Raw genomic sequence first — 16,863 nt, 5'->3', positions numbered from 1 at the left:
CCCTTCCCCCGAGGAGGAGCTGTGGCCCGCCCCGAAGGCGACGAGCGTAGCGATGAAGCACTGAGGATCGATCTGGAGGCGGTGCGGGAGAAATACCGGCAGGAACGCGACAAGCGCACCGCCGGGCGCACCTACCAGTTCGCCCGCGGCGAGTTCAGCCGCTACGCGCACGATCCCTACACCGAACCCAGGCAGCGCGAGCCGCTGCGCGACGAGGTGGACGTCGCCGTCGTCGGAGCCGGCATCGGCGGCCTGCTGACCGGCGCGCGTCTGCGCCAGGAGACCGGCCTGGACCGCATCCGGCTGATCGACGAGGCCGGCGACGTCGGCGGCACCTGGTACTGGAACCGCTTCCCCGGCGTGCGGTGCGACGTGGAGAGCTACATCTACATGCCGCTGCTCGAAGAACTCGGCACGATACCCACGGAGAAGTACGCCACCGGGCCCGAGATCCTCGCGCACCTGAAGCGGATCGCGCGCGAGTACGACCTCTACCGCGACGCGCTGTTCCAGACCGTCGTCACCGAGCTGCGCTGGGACGAGGCCGCCGGCCGCTGGCTGGTGAGCACCGATCGCGGGGATCTGATCCGGGCCCGGTACGTGGCCATGTCGATCGGCCTGATGCACCGCCCCAAGCTGCCTGGGCTGCCGGGGCTTGAGACGTTCGCCGGACACTCCTTCCACACCAGCCGCTGGGACTTCGACTACACCGGCGGCGACAGCACCGGGGGCCTGACCAGGCTCAAGGACAAGACGGTCGGCGTCATCGGCACCGGTTCCACGACGATCCAGATCGCCCCGCACCTGGCCGAATGGGCCGAGCGTCTCTTCCTGTTCCAGCGCACCCCGGCCGCGGTGGACGTGCGCGGCAACCGGCCCACCCCGCCGGACTGGGCGCAGAGCCTGGAACCGGGCTGGCAGCAGCGCCGGATGGAGAACTTCCACGCGCTGACCTCCGGCGTCCCGCAGGACGAGGACCTGGTCCAGGACCGCTGGACGCAGACCACGGCGAAGCTGGCCGCCGCGATCCTGCCCACCGGTGACGCCGGGGGCGACCCGAGGCAGCGGGCGCTGGCGGCCGAGCGGGCGGACTTCCTGAAGATGGAGGAACTGCGCGCCCGCGTCGACAGCGTCGTCGCCGACCCGGCGACCGCCGCCGCCCTCAAGCCGTACTACCGCCTGTACTGCAAGCGGCCCTGTTTCCACGACGGCTACCTGCAGACCTTCAACCGCCCCAACGTGACCCTGGTGGACACCCAGGGGCGCGGCGTGCAGCGGCTCACCCCGGCCGGTGTGGTAGCCAACGGCCGGGAGTACCCGCTCGACTGCCTGATCTTCGCCACCGGCTACGAGCACGAATTCGCCGTCCCGTACACCGTCCGCGCCGGCTACGACATCATCGGGCGCGACGGCGTGAGGCTCTCGCAGAAGTGGGCGGACGGGGCGCGCACCCTGCACGGACTCCAGGTGAACGGCTTCCCGAACTGCTTCATCCTGTCCAAGGTCCAGGCCGGCCGGCACGTCAACATCGCCTACATGCTGGGCGAGCAGACCCGGCACCTGGCGTACATCGTCGGGTGCGTCGAGCAGCGCGGCCACCGGGTCGTGGAGGCCTGCGAGTCCGCCGAGAAGGAATGGGTCGAGGAGATCCTGCGGCTGGCCGCCAACGACCTGGACTTCCTGGAGAACTGCACCCCCGGCCTCTACAACAACGAGGGCGACCCGAAGGGGATGCCCCTGCTCAACTCCAGCTACGGCGGCGGCTCGGTGCAGTTCGTGAACATCCTGAGGCGCTGGCGCGCGGCGGGCGACCTCGCCGGGCTGGAACTGCGCTGACCACCCCACTCTTTCGCGAAAGGCGGCAACGCCCATGGACGTAACGCCGATACCCGGCGCCGCTCTCGGTGCCCTCGTGCACGGCGCCGAGGTCACCGCAGACATGGACGAGTCCCAGTTCGAGCAGCTGCGCGCGGCGCTCGACGCGCACCTCGTCCTCGTCCTGCGCGGCCACCGGACCCCTTCCTACGAGCGGTTCCTCGCCTTCGGCAGCCGATTCGGGCACATCCCGAAGACCGGCCTGACCAGCGGCGCCCACCCCGATCACAACGAGATCCTGATCGTCTCCAACGTGCTGCGGGACGGCCGCAGGATCGGGGTCGGCGACGCCGGGTGGATGGGCTGGCACACCGACTACTCCTTCCGGCCCCGCGTCTCGCAGGTCGGCTTCCTGGAGGCGATCGAGGTGCCGCCCTCCGGAGGCGGGCAGACCCTCTTCACCGACATGTACGCCCTGTACGAGTCGCTGCCGCCGCAGGAGCGCCGGCGCCTGCACTCCTACCGGGTCCGCCACGCCCTGCGCACCGGGTACGAGGACAACATCGAGGAGGAGCTGCAACGCGAGGTCTCCCTCGGCGAGAGCACCGAACAGATCCAGCCCGAGGACGGCACCTCCACGATCCACCCGCTGATCGCCCGCAATCCGCGCACCGGCCGCCACTCCGTGTATGTCAGCACACTGAATACAAAGCGGATCGTGGACCTCTCCCCCGGCGAGAGCCGCAAGCTGCTCGACGAACTGCTCTCGCACGCGGGCAAACCCGAGTACACCTACGCGCACACCTGGCAGCCCGGCGACATCGTGATGTGGGACCAGCTCGGCACCATCCACGCCAAGCAGCCCTTCGACCCGGCCGAGCGGCGCATCATGCGCCAGGTCGTCAGCATCTTCGACGACCCGGCCGACCCGTGGCGCGCGGAGATCGGCGCATGAGCGCCGCACCCGCCTGCCTCAGCCAGGGTCGGGCCGCCATCACCCCGGCGCTGCGCGACGCCGTCGACCGGCTCGACCACCGCTCGCGCCACCAGGTGGCCTACCACTTCGGATGGCTCACCGCCGACGGGGCTCCCGACAGCGCCGACGCGGGCAAGGCGGTGCGCCCGGCGCTCGCGCTGCTGTCGGCCGAGGCGGTCGGCGCGCCGTCGCGTATCGCGCTGCCCGGGGCCGTCGCGGTCGAGCTCGTGCACAACTTCTCCCTCGTGCACGACGACCTGATGGACGGCGACGAGGAGCGCCGCCACCGGGACACGGTGTGGAAGCTGTGGGGTCCCTCCAGCGCCATCCTGACCGGTGACGCGATGCTCGCGCTCGCCCAGGAGGTACTGCTGGAGTGCGGGCTGGCGACCGCGGCGCCCGCGGCCCGGCTGCTGGCACGCGCCACCCGGCACCTGATCCGCGGGCAGGTCCAGGACCTGTGCTTCGAGCAGCGCCCGCACGTCACGGTCGAGGAGTGCACCGACATGGCCGCCGGCAAGACCGGGGCGCTTCTGTCGGCCAGCGCTGCGATCGGCGCCGTGCTCGCCGGGGCGCCGCAGGCGGCGGTGGACGCGCTGGCGCTCTACGGCGCGCACGTCGGCGTCGCCTTCCAGCTCGTCGACGACGTGCTCGGCATCTGGGGCGATCCGGCCGTCACCGGCAAGCCGGTGCACTCCGATCTGCGCTCGCGCAAGAAGTCCCTGCCGGTGAGCCACGCGCTGAACCGGGACGGTCCCCGGCGCGACGAGCTGGCCGCCTGGTTCGCCGCCCCGGGCGAGCCGGACGAGCCGGACGAGCAGGAGCTGCGGCGCGCGGCCGGGCTGATCGAGGGCGCCGGCGGCCGGGACTGGGCGCTGGCCGAGGCCGCCCGGCGGACGGCGCTGGCCGAGGCCGCGCTGCGCGACGCCGATCTGGACGCCGGCGCGCGCGAGGAACTGCTCGCGCTCGGCCGGTTCGTCGTCGACCGCGAGGCCTGAGCGGCGGCGCGCCACGTACCCTCATCCGCCTTCCGCTTCCCCGATCCGAGTCCTGATTCTCCCATCGGCGCAGCACCCCGCCAGGCCGCCACCGTGCCCGGCGCCCCTTGCCGACCCACTTCCAAGGATCTGCTCTCATGCCCCAGGACGTCGACTTCCACATACCTCTTCCGGCCCGGCAGAGCCCTGATTACGCGCGGGCCGAGGCCGAGCAGCTCGCCTGGCCGCGCTCGCTCGGGCTGATCACCTCCGAGGCCGCGGCGGCGCGTCACCTGCGCGGCGACTACGCCGAGCTGGCCTCCCGCTTCTACCCGCACGCCACCGGCGCCGACCTCGACCTGGGCGTCGACCTGATGTCGTGGTTCTTCCTCTTCGACGACCTGTTCGACGGGCCGCGCGGCGAGAACCCGCGGGAGACCAAGCAGCTCACCGACGCGGTCGCGGCGGCGCTGGACGGTCCGTTGCCCGACACGGCCCCGCCCATCGCCCGCGGCTTCGCCGACATCTGGCGGCGCACCACCGAGGGCATGACCGCCGCCTGGTGCGCGCGCAGCGCCCGGCACTGGCGCAGCTACTTCGACGGCTACGTCGACGAGGCACGCAGCCGTTTCCTGGGCAGGCCCTACGACTGCGCGGCTCAGTACCTCGCGGTGCGCCGGCAGACCATCGGGGTGCAGCCGACGGTGGATCTCGCGGAGCGCGCGGGCCGTTTCGAGGTGCCGCACCGGGTCTTCGACAGCACCGTGCTCAGCGCCCTGCTCCAGATCGCCGTCGACGTCAATCTGCTGCTCAACGACATCGCCTCGCTGGAGAAGGAGGAGGCGCGCGGCGAGCAGAACAACATGGTGATGATCCTGCGCCGGGAGCACGGCTGGTCCAAGGGCCGCAGCGTCGCGCACATCCAGGACGAGGTGCGCGCCCGGCTGGAGCAGTACCTGCTGCTGGAGTCCTGCCTGCCGAAGGTCGGCGACATCTACCGGCTCGGCGAGGCCGAGCGGCACGCTCTGGAGCGCTACCGCGAGGACGCCGTGCGCACCGTGATCCGCGGTTCCTACGACTGGCACCGCTCCTCGGGCCGCTACGACGCCGAGTTCGCGCTCGCGGCCGGCGCCGAGGGCTACCTGGAGGAACTCGGCAGCAGCGCCCGCTAGTGCACCGCTAGTGCCGCCACTCGAACGCGATGCCGTGCCGTCGGCAAACCGGCAAAGACGGGAAGTTGAGGATCGAATGACCGAGCAGACCGCATTCTCGGCGGGAGCGGCGCCCGGCGCGCTGCCCGTCGTGGGACACGCCCTGCAGATGATGCGCCACCCCGTGAACTTCATGACCTCGCTGTCGGCCCACGGCGACCTGGTCGAGATCAGGATCGGTCCGACCCGGGCCTACGTCCCGACCCACCCGGACCTGCTGCGGCACGTCCTGACCAACGACCGCATCTTCGACAAGGGCGGCGTCTTCTACGACCGGGCCCGCGACATCGCCGGCAACGGCCTGGTCACCTGCCCCTTCGCCGACCACCGCCGCCAGCGCCGGCTGATGCAGTCGGCCTTCACCCGCCCCCAGCTCAAGCTGTACGCGGAGGCGATGCAGGCCGAGATCGAGTCCACCGCCTCCCGCTGGCGCGACGGCGTGGTCTTCGACGCCTTCCCCGAGATGTACGGCATGGCCCTGCGCACGGTCGGGCGCACCCTCTACTCCACGCCGGTGAGCCCCGAACTGGCGGCGAAGGTGGAACGGTCCTTCGACGTCGTGCTCAACGGGCTGTTCCGGCAGATGTTCCTGCCGGCCTCGATCCGCCGGCTGCCGCTGCCGTCCCAGCGCCGTTACCGCAGCAACCTCGACTTCCTGCACCAGACCACCCAGCGGCTCATCGAGGACTACCGCGGTTCGGACGTCGAGCACGACGACCTGCTCGCCGCGCTGATCGCCTCCCGGGACGACGACGGCGGCCGACTCGGCGACACCGAGATACACGACCAGGTCATCACTGTCATGGCGGCCGGCACGGAGACCGTCGCCGGCACGCTCACCTGGGTCTTCTATCTGCTCTCGCAGCATCCGCGGATCGAGGCCGCGCTCTACGAGGAGATCGACGCCGTCCTCGGCGGCCGCGCCCCGCGGTGGGACGACCTGCCGAGCCTCTCCCTGACCGACCGGATCATCTCCGAGACGCTGCGGCTGCACCCGCCGGCCTGGCTGTTCACCCGCCTCACCACGTCGCCCACCGAACTCGCCGGCCGCCGGCTGCCGGCCGGCGCCACCGTCGTGTTCAGTCCCGCCGCGGTCGCCCAGTACGAGGAGGCCTTCGACGACCCGAAGGCGTTCGACCCCGACCGCTGGCTGCCGGAGCGCATCGCGCCGGCCGCCCGCAACGCCTACGTGCCGTTCGGCACCGGCGCGCGCAAGTGCATCGGCGACCTTTACGCGCGTACCGAGGCCACCCTGGGTCTGGCCACCATCCTCGGCCGCTGGCGGGTCACCTGCGAGCCCGGGATGGACGTGCGCCCGGTCCCGCTGGCCACCGTCTACCACCCGCGCCGGCTGCGGCTGAGGTTGAACGCGCGCACCGCGCACCGGATGACCTGCGCCGTTCCCGCTCCGGTCGGCGGTGACGCGAGGTGAGCGAGGCGAGGGTGGTGCTGGCGCAGCCGCGCGGCTTCTGCGCGGGCGTGCGGCGCGCCATCGGCATCGTCGAGCGGGCGCTGGACGTGTACGGAGCGCCGGTGTACGTGCGCAAGGAGATCGTGCACAACCACTACATCGTCTCGCAGTTGCAGCAGCGCGGCGCGGTGTTCGTCGACAGCGAGCAGGAGGTACCGCAGGGCGCTGTCTGCGTCTTCTCCGCGCACGGGGTCTCTCCGGCGGTGCGCTCCACCGCCGCCGGCCGGCGGCTCGACGTCATCGACGCGACCTGCCCGCTGGTCGCCAAGGTCCATCAGGAGGCGGTGCGCTTCGCCCGCGACGGCCGCACCATCCTGCTGGTCGGCCACGAGGGCCACGAGGAGATCGAGGGTGTGCTCGGCGAGGCCCCCGACCGGATCGTCGTCGTCGAGAGCGAGGACGACGTGCGGCGCCTCGACCTGCCGGACGACGCCCCGGTCGCCGTGTTGACCCAGACCACCCTCTCGTTCGACGAGACCGAGCGCGTCGTGCGGGCCCTGCGCGCCCGTTTCAGGGACCTGATCACCCCCGGCGACGACATCTGCTACGCGAGCCAGAACCGGCAGAACGCCGTCAAGAACCTGGCCCGCGACAACGACCTGGTGCTGATCGTCGGCTCGCCCAACTCCAGCAACTCGCTGCGCATGGTGGAGGTGGCCCGCGAGCACGGCGCCGCCGCGCACCTGGTGCCCGACGCGCGGCACCTCGACACGGCCTGGCTGGACGGCGTCGCGTCGGTGGGCATCAGCGCCGGGGCCAGCGCCCCGGAGATCCTGGTCGACGGGCTCGTCGCCCGGCTCGCCGAACTCGGCCTCGACTGGGTGGAGCTCCAGCGGGGCGCCGCCGAGGACGTCGTGTTCTCCATGCCCGGCCGGCTGGCCGACCCGGTCACCGGCCGCTTCCCACGCACGCCGCTGGCGAGCGAGCTCTCGCCCGCGCCGGACGGCGCCGCGCCATGAGTGCGCTGCTGCACTCGACGACGGCGCGCCGTCTCACCACCGCACTGTACGGATACGGGCGGGGAGAGCGCGAAGAGCGCGACGCGTTCGTGCGCCGAATATCCGACGCTAGTGGCCCGCGCCGGAAATCCGCCGTGAAAATCGGCCCCCGCATCCCTTCGTGACCGGATGTTTCGCTTACGCACCCTTATCGAGACAGACCCGAATTCCCGCATCGCCACGGTCCGCAGGGAGCCGAGGACGACCCCGGCCAGCGAGGAAGATGCGAGTGGCAGGTGCCGTTACCCGGTACGGATCACGCTGTTGACGGTCAATCAGCCCGCGGCCTGGTCGATGAGTTGCTTGTGGAGGGCGATGACTTCGAGGCAGCGGGCGTTGGCCGCCTCCTGTTCGATGCTCGCCTCTTCGAGTCCTTCCCAGTTCTGGAAGGCGGTGTAGCAGGAGTAGAGGATGGCGAACGCGGATTTCGCCGTGAGGACGTCGAAGTCGCCGCATGCGCTGACGCCCATGAGCAGTTGGCCGGTGCCGATGTCCTCGACGTCCTGATCGATGTCCTCGTAGGCGTCGCTCAGCTGATCCGGCAGGGTGGCTCCCGGCGCTCCGGCGGCGGCCGCATCGCGGCAGACCTGCATGGCGGCGTCGATCCAGGCGCGGGCTTCGGGCTCGATCGGGGAAGGCGAGGGCAGGTGTCGCAGGGTCCAGTCAAGGGCCGAGACGGCGATCGACAGGCGCTCGGGCGCGGTGAGCTGCTCAAGGGCTGCGTTGTACGGCGCGAGCTCTTGCTCCCACAGGTTCATGGTCGGCCCCTCCCGTTAGGGTGATGCGAATCTCCCGACCAACCTTATCCTGGGGTACGAGGCTATTCGCGCCGCGCAGTTCTGCGCGGGTTTTCCGGTATTGCGGAATTCCTGACAGGGAACGCGGGATGTGGCGATGCGTCCGGTGTCGGGAACCGCTTTCTTGTCGACGGCGTTGAGCATGATCTGTTCAGCGTCGGTCTGCTCGGGAGCCATGTACTTGGTGCCGAAGACGCGGCTGTAGCCCATATTCTTGGCTGTCTCGTCCATGCCGGGGTAGGACTTGCTGCCGTTCACTGAGTAGTACAGGCTGCCGTCCTCGCCCTGGAAGGTGCTGACGGTGCGGGCGTTGTAGGTGCGGTCCCCATAGGCGGTGCGGAAGCCTTCGTGGATGGCGTCGGCGTCGGCTTGCAGTTCGTCGTCGGTCTTCATCCGCGGCGTCGGGCCCTGGGGGGTCAGGCCGAGCGGGTCGACGCCCGCCATGGGATTGGCGACGTACCGGGTGGGATTCGGTGCGGCCTCCAGGCCCACCGGATCGGGGCTGAGGTAGGAGGCCGTGTCGGGGTCGTAATAGCGCTGATTGTTGTAGTAGAGGCCTGTCTCGAGGTCGTGGTATTGGCCGGGGAACCCGATCGGGCATGCCGCGTCCTCGCCGCCGGGCTCGGCGTCATCGAGGGGGCGGCCCCACAGCAGGGCACGCCGAGCCCAGGCAATCGAGCCGTCCGCGCAGACCAGTTCCTGCGGGGTGCCGGCCAGGTCGGTGACGATCGCCCAGAACTGGGCGTCGATGCGCTGCTGCTCCGCTTCCCGGTCGGTGTTCGCTGGTTCGACGGTGCGGCGCTGGGCGGCGGGGCGGTGTCCCGCGGGCTCGTAATCCCAAGTGGTCGTCGCCGTGGTGCCATCGTCGCCCGTGGTGGTCTGCTCGACCAGAGTCGTGCCGTCCCAGGCGAACCGGACCGTGTCTGTTGCCCGGCCATCGTCTGTCAGACGGGCCTTTTCGATCCTGCGTCCGAGCGCGTCGTAGCAGTACGTCCAGCGCTGGCCGTCGGGGCGGGTGACGGCCGTCAGCCGGTTGTGCGCGTCCCAGGTGTAGCTCCATTCCACTCTCTGCCCGGAGAGCGTACGTCGCGTCTTTGTCGCCAGGTTGCCCCGCGCGTCATAGGTGTACTGGGTACGTCCGGCCGCGGTGACGCGGGTGGCGGTGACGGTATACCGCCCGGTGACGGCCGCAGCCGCTGTGTCGGTGGGCACCCCGGCGATGTCGGCCGCGGCAAGGTTGCCGACCGGGTCGTAGCTATAGCGCTCTGCGTGGTCGGCGGCCAATACCGCGGTGATCTGGCCGGCGCGGTCGAGTTGCAGGTCGCGGGTGCCGCGCAGCAGATCGATGATCCGCATGGGCAGGCCGTCGGCGTCGTAGCCATAAGTGCGTTCCTGCAGCACCCGTCCACCCGCGGTCAGCCGTTGGCCGGCAAGCCGGCCCGCAGTGTCATAAGACTGGTCGAGAGCGACCTGGCCGACGTCGCGTCGGATCTCACGGCCGAGCATGTCGCGGGCGAAGGTGACTGTGGCGGGCCCGGCAGCCAGCCTAACCGCGTCACCGACCGCATCGTAAGCCCATTGAGACACGGCGCCGGACGGGGTGGTGCGAGCCGAGAGGTTCCCGGCCGCGTCGTACTCGCGCGCGACCGAGCGCCCGTTGATCTGCTCTCGTACGGCGCGGCCGAGCAGGTCACGCTCGATGGTGACCGTGGCGTGCTCGTTCTCGGCGCGTACCAGGCGCCCCACCGGATCGTAGCCGAAGCGGGAGACTTGCTCGCCCGCGCGCAACTCGACCAGCCGACCCGCGGCGTCGCGCTGATAGGAACTGGTCACTTCGCCGGGCGCAGTATAAGTGGTCAGGCGCCCATCCTGGTCGAAGGCGTAGGTCTGTTCGCGGCCGTCGAAGTCGCGCTCGACAACGCGCTGACCGTTCTCGTCGTACCGATACGACCACGTGAGCCCGGTGGGCCCGGTCACGCCGGTCAGGCGCAGTTCCGCGTCGTAGGCGAAGATGTGCCGCGTCCCGTCCGGATTGACGCGCGCAACCGGGATATGGAAGGGCCCGTAGTCGACGCGAGTACACCTGCCGGACGGGTCGGCGATAGCGACCTGGTTACCCGCTACGTCATAGCTGTAGCGCGTCACCGCCCCGTCCGGTGCGATCCGGGCGAGCACGCGCCCCTCGCTGTCACGCTCGATCCGGGTGACCGCGCCGTCCGGGGTGGTGATCGCGGTGACGCGACCGTGCGTGTCGCGTGCGATGGTCGTACGGGCGCCGTGGGGGTCTACCGCGGCGATCGGCAGTCCGGCCGCGTCGTTCTCATAGCGCTGGACAGCGCCGAGCGGATCAGTGACCGTGACCAGCGCGCCATGCCCGTCGTAGCCGAAGACAGTAGTCGCCCCGAGTGGATCGGTCTCGCTCAGGACGTTGCCGCGCTCGTCGTAGATGTAGCGCCACCGCGCCCCGTCCGCGAAGTCGACCTGGGCCAGTTGGCCCGGGCCGGCGTAGGCCATCGACAGGCGCTGCCCGTCCGGGTAGAGGATGCGGGTGCGGTTGCCGTCGGTGTCGTATTCGAAGGCCGTGGTGTGCCCGAGCGGCGTGGTGTGCTTGAGCAGTCGCCCGAACGCGTCCTTGTGCAGGAGAGTTTCCGCGCCGAGCGGGTCCACGATCTTCGTGATCTGCTGAAAGCGGTCGTAGTGATACGCGCTGGTGTGCCCCAGGGCGTCGGTGACCCGTGTGACCCGCGCAGCGGGATCATAAGCGATGAGTGCGTGTTTGAATCCGCCCGGTTCCCCGGTTTCCACCACGCGGCCGGCCTCGTCGTACCGGTAGGGGTAGCGGTATCCGCGCCGGTCGGTCCACGCGCAGATCCGGTCGTGCGCGTCGTATTCGTAGCCGTGCGCCGCACCGGTCGAATCGATCACGCGCACCAGCCGGCCCGCCTGGTCATACTCGAACCCGACCAGGGTCGCGAGAGCTCCTGCGCTGTCCAGTTCGTATCCTGCCAGGCGCACCCCGCCCGCCGTCTCGATCAGTACCGTGCGGATCCGATACCCGCCAGAGTGCTCGACCTCGTATGGCAGGCCGCGCTCGTCGCGATGGAACGAGATCTCATTGCCGGAGCGGTCACGTATCGCCTCAAGCGGCCGCGCCCCGCCCTCAGCCGCGAACCGATATGTAAGGCCGCTGCGCGGATCGGTGACCGTCCACGCGGCGGCCGACGTGTCGCGTTCGAGAGCCCACCGCTCGCCGTATGCCGGGTAAGCGGGCAAGCCGAGCCGCAATCCGGTGGGGACGCCGTAATCCAGGCACTGTGCGTCGTCGCCCAGGAACCGCACCGTCCCGTCATCACCGACGACAAGGCGCATATCAACGGTCGATGACCAACCTGGGCCGAACAGGGCGCCCCGTGTGTACCCGGAGGCGTAGGTGCGCCGCAGCACCAGCGGTAGCACCCCGGGCAACGAGAAGTCGATCACCTTCTCCAAGAGCTGCCCGGAGACCACGTCAACAGGGTCGGTTGCGCCCGTCTCCGCGCTGCGTGCGCCACCTGACGACACGCCGGCGTCCGTGACGTCGCCCTCGGGCACAGACGGCCGCCCGCCACCGCCGGACGTCTTCGGCATCTTCGAGACCGGATTCTCCAGCGGCGCCTCGGCAGGGCGCTTGCCGATCGCGTTGATGCTGTCAGTGACCTCGTTCTCGGTGGCCAGATGCGCATCGAGGTTCTTCTCCGCCCCCTGGGCGGTTTCCTCGGCGAAGCTCCCCGCCTTCTCGCCGGCGTCCTTGAGAGCCTTCTGCGCGTCGTCGCGTAGCGCGACGAAGATCGCCTTTTCCTCCCCACCCGCCATCAGAAGCTCAGCGCCCCCAGACCCGAATGCAGCGTGCTCGCGTGAGAGCGCATCGTCTCCGAGTGCGTGCGAAGCATCGACACATGGCTACGCGCTTCCTCGAAGTCGACCGAGAACATCTCCCCCGCCCCGGCCGACCCGCCACCCTGCGCATTCGACCAGTCCAGGCCCGCGACCATCTGTTCTACCTTCGCGAACAGCGGTTTCGCCGCCGCCTCGATCACATCCCCCATGATCTTCTGAATGATCTGCTGCTTGAGCGTCTCCATCAACGCCTTACCCAAACCGATGATCGCCGGCACCGCGGCCTCCGCCAGCCCGAGCGTCGCCACCGACGCGGCCTGATCGGCAACAAACTCCGCGGCCATGACCCCCAGCTGGATCGCAGCCTCGACCTTCTGCGCCACCACGAAGTCGGCGCCGATCTCCAGCGCCTCGGCCAGAACGTGACAGCCCTCGACGATCTCATCGACATGCTGCGCCGAAAGCTTCGCCCAACCCGACTGCAAAGCCTGGGTCGAGGCACCCTGATATGCCTGTGCGAACTTCTGGACGGTCGCGGTCGCATCCTGATGCGTCTGCTCGACCGCCTGCCCGAACTCGCGCACCAGCCGCGCGAACGCCCGCACGTCATCCTCATTGAGATACGGCCAGTCCACACCGATCACGTTCAAGAACGTCACCACTGGCCCTGGCAGATCATCCGCCGGCAAGACAGACCCCCTCCGCCACGGACATGCGACCCCCCGGTCGCTCGACGCTCAGATGTCCGACATCAGACATCATACCCGTCTGGCCATACTATCAGCCCACGATATTGCCCCGCGTCGCCGGCGATCAATAGCACGAGGTTCGTTCGAGTTCGACGGCGCTCTGTTGAGGCAGCGCTCGGCCGCGGTGAGCTCATGGCAGCGATCCTCGGCGACATGTTCGACCGCGTACACGGCGAGACCTCAAACGTCGCGGTGCCGGACTTGCCGAACAAGCTCGCGGCCGAGTTCCAGAGCTCCACGGCTGCCGAAGCGGTGCTCTGATGCGGCTGGTGACGGCCCGCGCGCACACCAACTCGCGCGACCCGGTGAAGATCAGCGAGTATGGCAGTGTCCAACTCAGCTCTGACCAGCTGAACGATGCCGACCGCGCACAGCTGGGAAAGCTGCGGGAGAAGGGTGTCTTCTCAACGGTCATCGAGACGAGCATCGGCTGGAGGCTCACCGCTCAGGACTCCATCGGCGTCATCAACCTCGACAAAACAAGTCTGATCATCGAGCCGAAGTTCGTGTTCGACGGAAAGACACTGATGGAATGGCTGTCGTATGCACTCTCCGTCCCGCTTGCGATCACCGACATGGCGAAAGAGTGGGAAGCAGGCCCCGGGCCCTTGTTCGGTGACCTGATCGTTCATGCCCCTGCTCGCCGAGTGCCGCAAGCTGCTGCTGTCAGGTCTGCGGCGCGAATACGTTCGGCGCGACCTCGTGGACACTACTCTGCGCGGGAGAATTGATCCGGTAGCGCAGGCTACGCGCGGTTACGGCCAGCTGGACCGCCTCCACATGCGGACCTTTCGCCGTGAACCGGAGACGTGGGAGAACCAAGCGTGCTCAGCCGCTTTGACCGCCGCAGCCACCATCGCCCGCACACCTGGGCTGGTGCACGCCGCGGCTGAAACAGCCGGTCTGTTCCCCGCGCCGGGCAACCGCGCGGCATTGCTCACAGCCCTCGAACGCGGGGTTTACCACAGGCTCAACCAGCACTACCGCCCGGCACACGCCTGGGCGCGCGTCATCCTGCACGGCGACGGCGTCTCCGACGTCCTGCTCGACTCCGGGCACCGCGCGCACACGGTGCTGCTGCGAATGAACGATCTGTGGGAGCAAGTGGTCCGCCGCGCCGCCGCCCAGGCGGCCGCGCCTCTCGGCGGCACTCTCGTGCAGAAAGGCGCAGGCGCCGCCTCGGCGATCCGCAGCACCGGCGATCTCGGGCAGGACAGCAGCTACCCGCCTGACTGCCTGCTCAGGTTCGGCACCCACACAACCGGTTACCTGCCCGTAGACGCCAAGTACAAGCGCTACGAGCACCGCAGAGTGGATGCATCCGACATCCATCAGCTACTTACCTACGCAGCCGGCTACGCCGGTGACCACCCAGCGGTCAGCGTGATCGTCCACCCCGTGCAGCGCGGTGCGCACGACGTGCTCCAGCGTCCGCAGCGAGAGCCCCAGCGCAGGCGCGCCTCCTGAGCGACCGAGAGCTTTTCAATTGGGTGATATCACAGGAATAGCCCGGGTACGCCGTCGCATCCGCATTGAAGAAGCTGGTCCCCGCACATCAGAACACTGATTACTGCAAGCAATGATGCACAGCCAAGTCGGCGAGTGCCGGCGCTCTTGTTACGCACTACGGATCACGCCAGAGAAGGGCCCTGACGCGGAAAGCGCCGTGTGCGGCTGAGCGGAGCGGTAGTCACCGTAAAGCGCAGATACGTACGGACAAATTCGATCGCTAGTCTAGGCGACGTCGGGCCGTGTCATCAGAGGCGACCGTACATGCAGCTCCAGGCTGGGACCGGTCAGGGGCAGGGTGCTCCACGTCGCCGTCGCTGCCCCCGCCTCGACGTCGACGACGAGCCGGACCCGGTGCGGGGTGGTGATGACGTAGAGATCGGCGACGAAGGTGCTGCCCTGCCAAGCGCCGGCCGCGACGACAGGCCGGCCGAGCGGGGAGCTCTCGCGCCAGTCGCCGTGGCCGGCCTCGACCTCGAAGATTGAGCCGAACTTTATGAGCCACCCGCCGACGGCGGGTTCGATGATCACCGTCGTTCCGTCGGGTAGGGCCGAGCCCTCGACGGATGCGTCGAGTCTCGCACTGACCGAGCGCCGCGGGCCGGACGAACCCGGCACAGCCGGAAGCGACAGCCGCTGCAGCCGATCCGCGAGAATCTCCTCGTCCTGGGCGCTCCCCGCGTTCTCCGCGTTCTCCGCGTTCTCCGCGTGGTCCACGCCAGGCAGCAGGCACTCCCATACAGCGTCGATCAGCTCCTGAGCCTCTCCTTGGGCGGTCACGGCGACCACGAGATCGTGCGACGGGATCACCATGCACTGCTGTCCAAAGGCGCCATGACCGTGGTATCCGTGACGGGACATCCAGAACTGATAGCCGTAACCGCATGAGAAGTCGGCATCGTCCGATCCGTCGTCCTTGAACGACACGCAGTCGATGTGCCGTCTGGTCGCGAGCTCCACCCATGTGCGCGGGACAAGTTGCCGGTCGTCCCACACCCCTCCACGCAGCAGCAGTTCACCGAACGCGGCGACGGCCTCGGTGGTGAGGTGCAGTCCATGGAATCCGAAGGCGGCACCGCTTGCCACCCGGTCCCATTCGGCGTGGTCGATGCCCATCGGCTGAAAGAGACGCTCGTCGAGGAACTCCGGGAGACCGCGGCCCGTGACCCGCTCCACCATTCGGGCCAGGATGAAGGTAGTCGAGTTGTCGTAGGTGTGCCGCGTTCCCTCGGCGGCGTCGAACGGCAAGCGCAGGAAGCCCTTCACCAAGTCGCCGGGCTCCAGTCGCCAGGCTTGGTCGAGGCTATCTGTGGCGTGCCCGGCCGTCATCGACAGCAGGTGGTGGACGGTTATGCGGCCGCCCTGCTCCGAGACGTCGACCGGAACGTGGTCGGGCAACACGTCCACCACTCGATCGTCCAGCGAGAGTAGCCCGTCGGAGACCGCGAGTCCCACGGCGATCGACGTGAACGACTTGGTCAGCGAGTAGAGAAGATGGAGGCGGTCGGCAGAGTACGGCGCCCACCAACCTTCGGCGACGACGCGACCGTGGCGCACGACCATCAGGGAGTGGCATTCCGCGGATCGTGCTTCGAGCCGGTCGAGCAGCGCGCTGATCGCACGAGACGAGATCCCCTCGTCAGCCGGTGTCGAGCGCGGCAGCAGGGCACGCTGAGAAGCCATCCCGGTACCGTATATGAAGATTCTTTCGCCACCCAGCTTATTGATCTGGCCGCTACGCGCCTGCCACCAGCGCGCGGATGGTCGTGGCGCCTTTGGCAGTAGCCGCACCTGATCTTCGCCGAACCATGCCGCCAGCCGGTTCTGGTCGACCGGCCGGTGCGTCTTACCGATCGCCATCGCGATGCGACCGCAGTTCGCGTGGCCGCACGCGATCGCGGCCATCCAGCGAACCGGGGACCTCGCCCTCCCAGAACTAACCGCCAGATGACGGGTGATTCGGCGGCGACAACCCGACGAGATCCTGTATTTGGCCGAAATCTGATGGTCCGCCAGGTAAGATCAACGGCACAACCGAAAAGTAAGGACCCCGGCCGGTGCTGGTAACACCGCCGGGGCATGGCACCAGGAGATCGAGACTCCCAATGCACACTCATCGTACTGCGCGTACGCGTTTCTTCACGACCCTCGGCAACGAGGTGTTGCGCGACAACCGCTTGAGCTTCTGCGCTCGCGGCATCCTCGGCCACCTACTCTCCCTGCCAGACGGGCAACGCGGCGACATCCGGACCCTGACCGAACGCACCCCCGAGGGACGCGAACGCGTCGCCTCCGCGCTACGTGAGCTGGAACGCTTCGGCTACCTGCGCCGCGCCGTCAAACGCGCACCGGACGGCCGCCTGCACACCGAGGTCGACGTCTTCGACGCCCCGGCCGGAGCATCGGCGCAGGCAGCACCGAAAGCCGGGAACCCGGGATCCGGCGGCCCGGCGCACCGGCCAGACGGCGATCACCCCGTAAAAG

The 16,863-nt window shown here is 69.1% G+C and carries 14 protein-coding genes; 10 read left to right on the top strand and 4 right to left on the bottom strand.

From position 1 onward, the window contains the following. Positions 1–81: 81 nt before the first annotated feature. The 6 genes from ptlE (at position 82) to KGA66_RS23725 (ending at position 7,409) form a co-directional block, all read left to right on the top strand. Positions 82–1,836 carry a neopentalenolactone/pentalenolactone D synthase gene (gene ptlE, locus KGA66_RS23750; protein ID WP_369015948.1) on the top strand — a complete coding sequence of 585 codons (1,755 nt, stop codon included), beginning with the start codon at positions 82–84 and terminating at the stop codon, positions 1,834–1,836. A gap of 34 nt (positions 1,837–1,870) precedes the next feature. After that, a complete protein-coding gene (gene ptlD, locus KGA66_RS23745) occupies positions 1,871–2,770 on the top strand; it encodes a neopentalenolactone/pentalenolactone F synthase (RefSeq protein ID WP_211470800.1) in 900 nt (299 codons plus the stop codon). Then, a complete protein-coding gene (locus KGA66_RS23740; RefSeq protein WP_211470798.1) occupies positions 2,767–3,789 on the top strand; it encodes a polyprenyl synthetase family protein in 1,023 nt (340 codons plus the stop codon). The genes ptlD and KGA66_RS23740 overlap by 4 nt, the downstream gene beginning before the upstream one ends. A gap of 137 nt (positions 3,790–3,926) precedes the next feature. Further along, positions 3,927–4,940, top strand: a complete 1,014-nt coding sequence (gene ptlA, locus KGA66_RS23735) for a pentalenene synthase (protein WP_211470796.1) — start codon at positions 3,927–3,929, stop codon at positions 4,938–4,940. A gap of 76 nt (positions 4,941–5,016) precedes the next feature. Then, complete coding sequence (gene ptlI / locus KGA66_RS23730) at positions 5,017–6,411, top strand: pentalenene oxygenase (RefSeq protein WP_211470795.1); 1,395 nt, start codon at positions 5,017–5,019, stop codon at positions 6,409–6,411. Continuing rightward, on the top strand, positions 6,408–7,409 hold the full coding sequence (locus KGA66_RS23725) for a 4-hydroxy-3-methylbut-2-enyl diphosphate reductase (protein WP_211470793.1): 1,002 nt from the start codon (positions 6,408–6,410) through the stop codon (positions 7,407–7,409). The genes ptlI and KGA66_RS23725 overlap by 4 nt, the downstream gene beginning before the upstream one ends. A 314-nt stretch (positions 7,410–7,723) precedes the next feature. Here KGA66_RS23725 and KGA66_RS23720 read toward each other — a convergent pair whose 3' ends face one another. Genes KGA66_RS23720 through KGA66_RS23710 form a run of 3 tightly spaced genes read right to left on the bottom strand, consistent with a single transcriptional unit; the run spans position 7,724 to position 12,810 of the window. After that, positions 7,724–8,206, bottom strand: a complete 483-nt coding sequence (locus KGA66_RS23720; protein ID WP_211470791.1) for a hypothetical protein — start codon at positions 8,204–8,206, stop codon at positions 7,724–7,726. Between the two features lie 15 nt (positions 8,207–8,221). Further along, positions 8,222–12,097 carry a DUF6531 domain-containing protein gene (locus KGA66_RS23715; protein WP_211470789.1) on the bottom strand — a complete coding sequence of 1,292 codons (3,876 nt, stop codon included), beginning with the start codon at positions 12,095–12,097 and terminating at the stop codon, positions 8,222–8,224. Continuing rightward, positions 12,097–12,810, bottom strand: coding sequence for a WXG100-like domain-containing protein (locus tag KGA66_RS23710; protein ID WP_498066742.1), 714 nt, complete (start codon positions 12,808–12,810; stop codon positions 12,097–12,099). Before KGA66_RS23710 ends, KGA66_RS23715 begins: the two co-directional genes overlap by 1 nt. Before the next feature lie 192 nt (positions 12,811–13,002). Between KGA66_RS23710 and KGA66_RS31195 the strand changes: the two genes are divergently transcribed. Genes KGA66_RS31195 through KGA66_RS23700 form a run of 3 tightly spaced genes read left to right on the top strand, consistent with a single transcriptional unit; the run spans position 13,003 to position 14,337 of the window. Then, entirely contained in the window at positions 13,003–13,131 is a 129-nt protein-coding gene (locus KGA66_RS31195) for a hypothetical protein (protein WP_281416781.1), read from the top strand. Continuing rightward, positions 13,131–13,601: a hypothetical protein gene (locus KGA66_RS23705; protein WP_211470785.1), complete on the top strand. Its 471-nt coding sequence runs from the start codon at positions 13,131–13,133 to the stop codon at positions 13,599–13,601. The genes KGA66_RS31195 and KGA66_RS23705 overlap by 1 nt, the downstream gene beginning before the upstream one ends. Further along, the gene (locus KGA66_RS23700; protein WP_211470783.1) at positions 13,501–14,337 is read left to right on the top strand and encodes a 5-methylcytosine restriction system specificity protein McrC; all 837 of its coding nucleotides are present in this window, start codon (positions 13,501–13,503) and stop codon (positions 14,335–14,337) included. The genes KGA66_RS23705 and KGA66_RS23700 overlap by 101 nt, the downstream gene beginning before the upstream one ends. 267 nt (positions 14,338–14,604) lie before the next feature. Here KGA66_RS23700 and KGA66_RS23695 read toward each other — a convergent pair whose 3' ends face one another. After that, entirely contained in the window at positions 14,605–16,062 is a 1,458-nt protein-coding gene (locus KGA66_RS23695) for a serine hydrolase domain-containing protein (protein WP_211470781.1), read from the bottom strand. Positions 16,063–16,484: 422 nt separating this feature from the next. On the opposite strand from KGA66_RS23695, the gene KGA66_RS23690 reads away from it, so the two are divergent. Continuing rightward, positions 16,485–16,863, top strand: a 379-nt coding sequence (locus KGA66_RS23690; RefSeq protein ID WP_211470779.1) for a helix-turn-helix domain-containing protein, incomplete at its 3' end; no start/stop codon positions are given.

The sequence above is a fragment of the Actinocrinis puniceicyclus genome (assembly GCF_018283645.1).
Classification (GTDB): Bacteria; Actinomycetota; Actinomycetes; order Streptomycetales; family Catenulisporaceae; genus Actinocrinis; species Actinocrinis puniceicyclus.
This window is presented reverse-complemented; position numbering and strand designations above follow the sequence as displayed.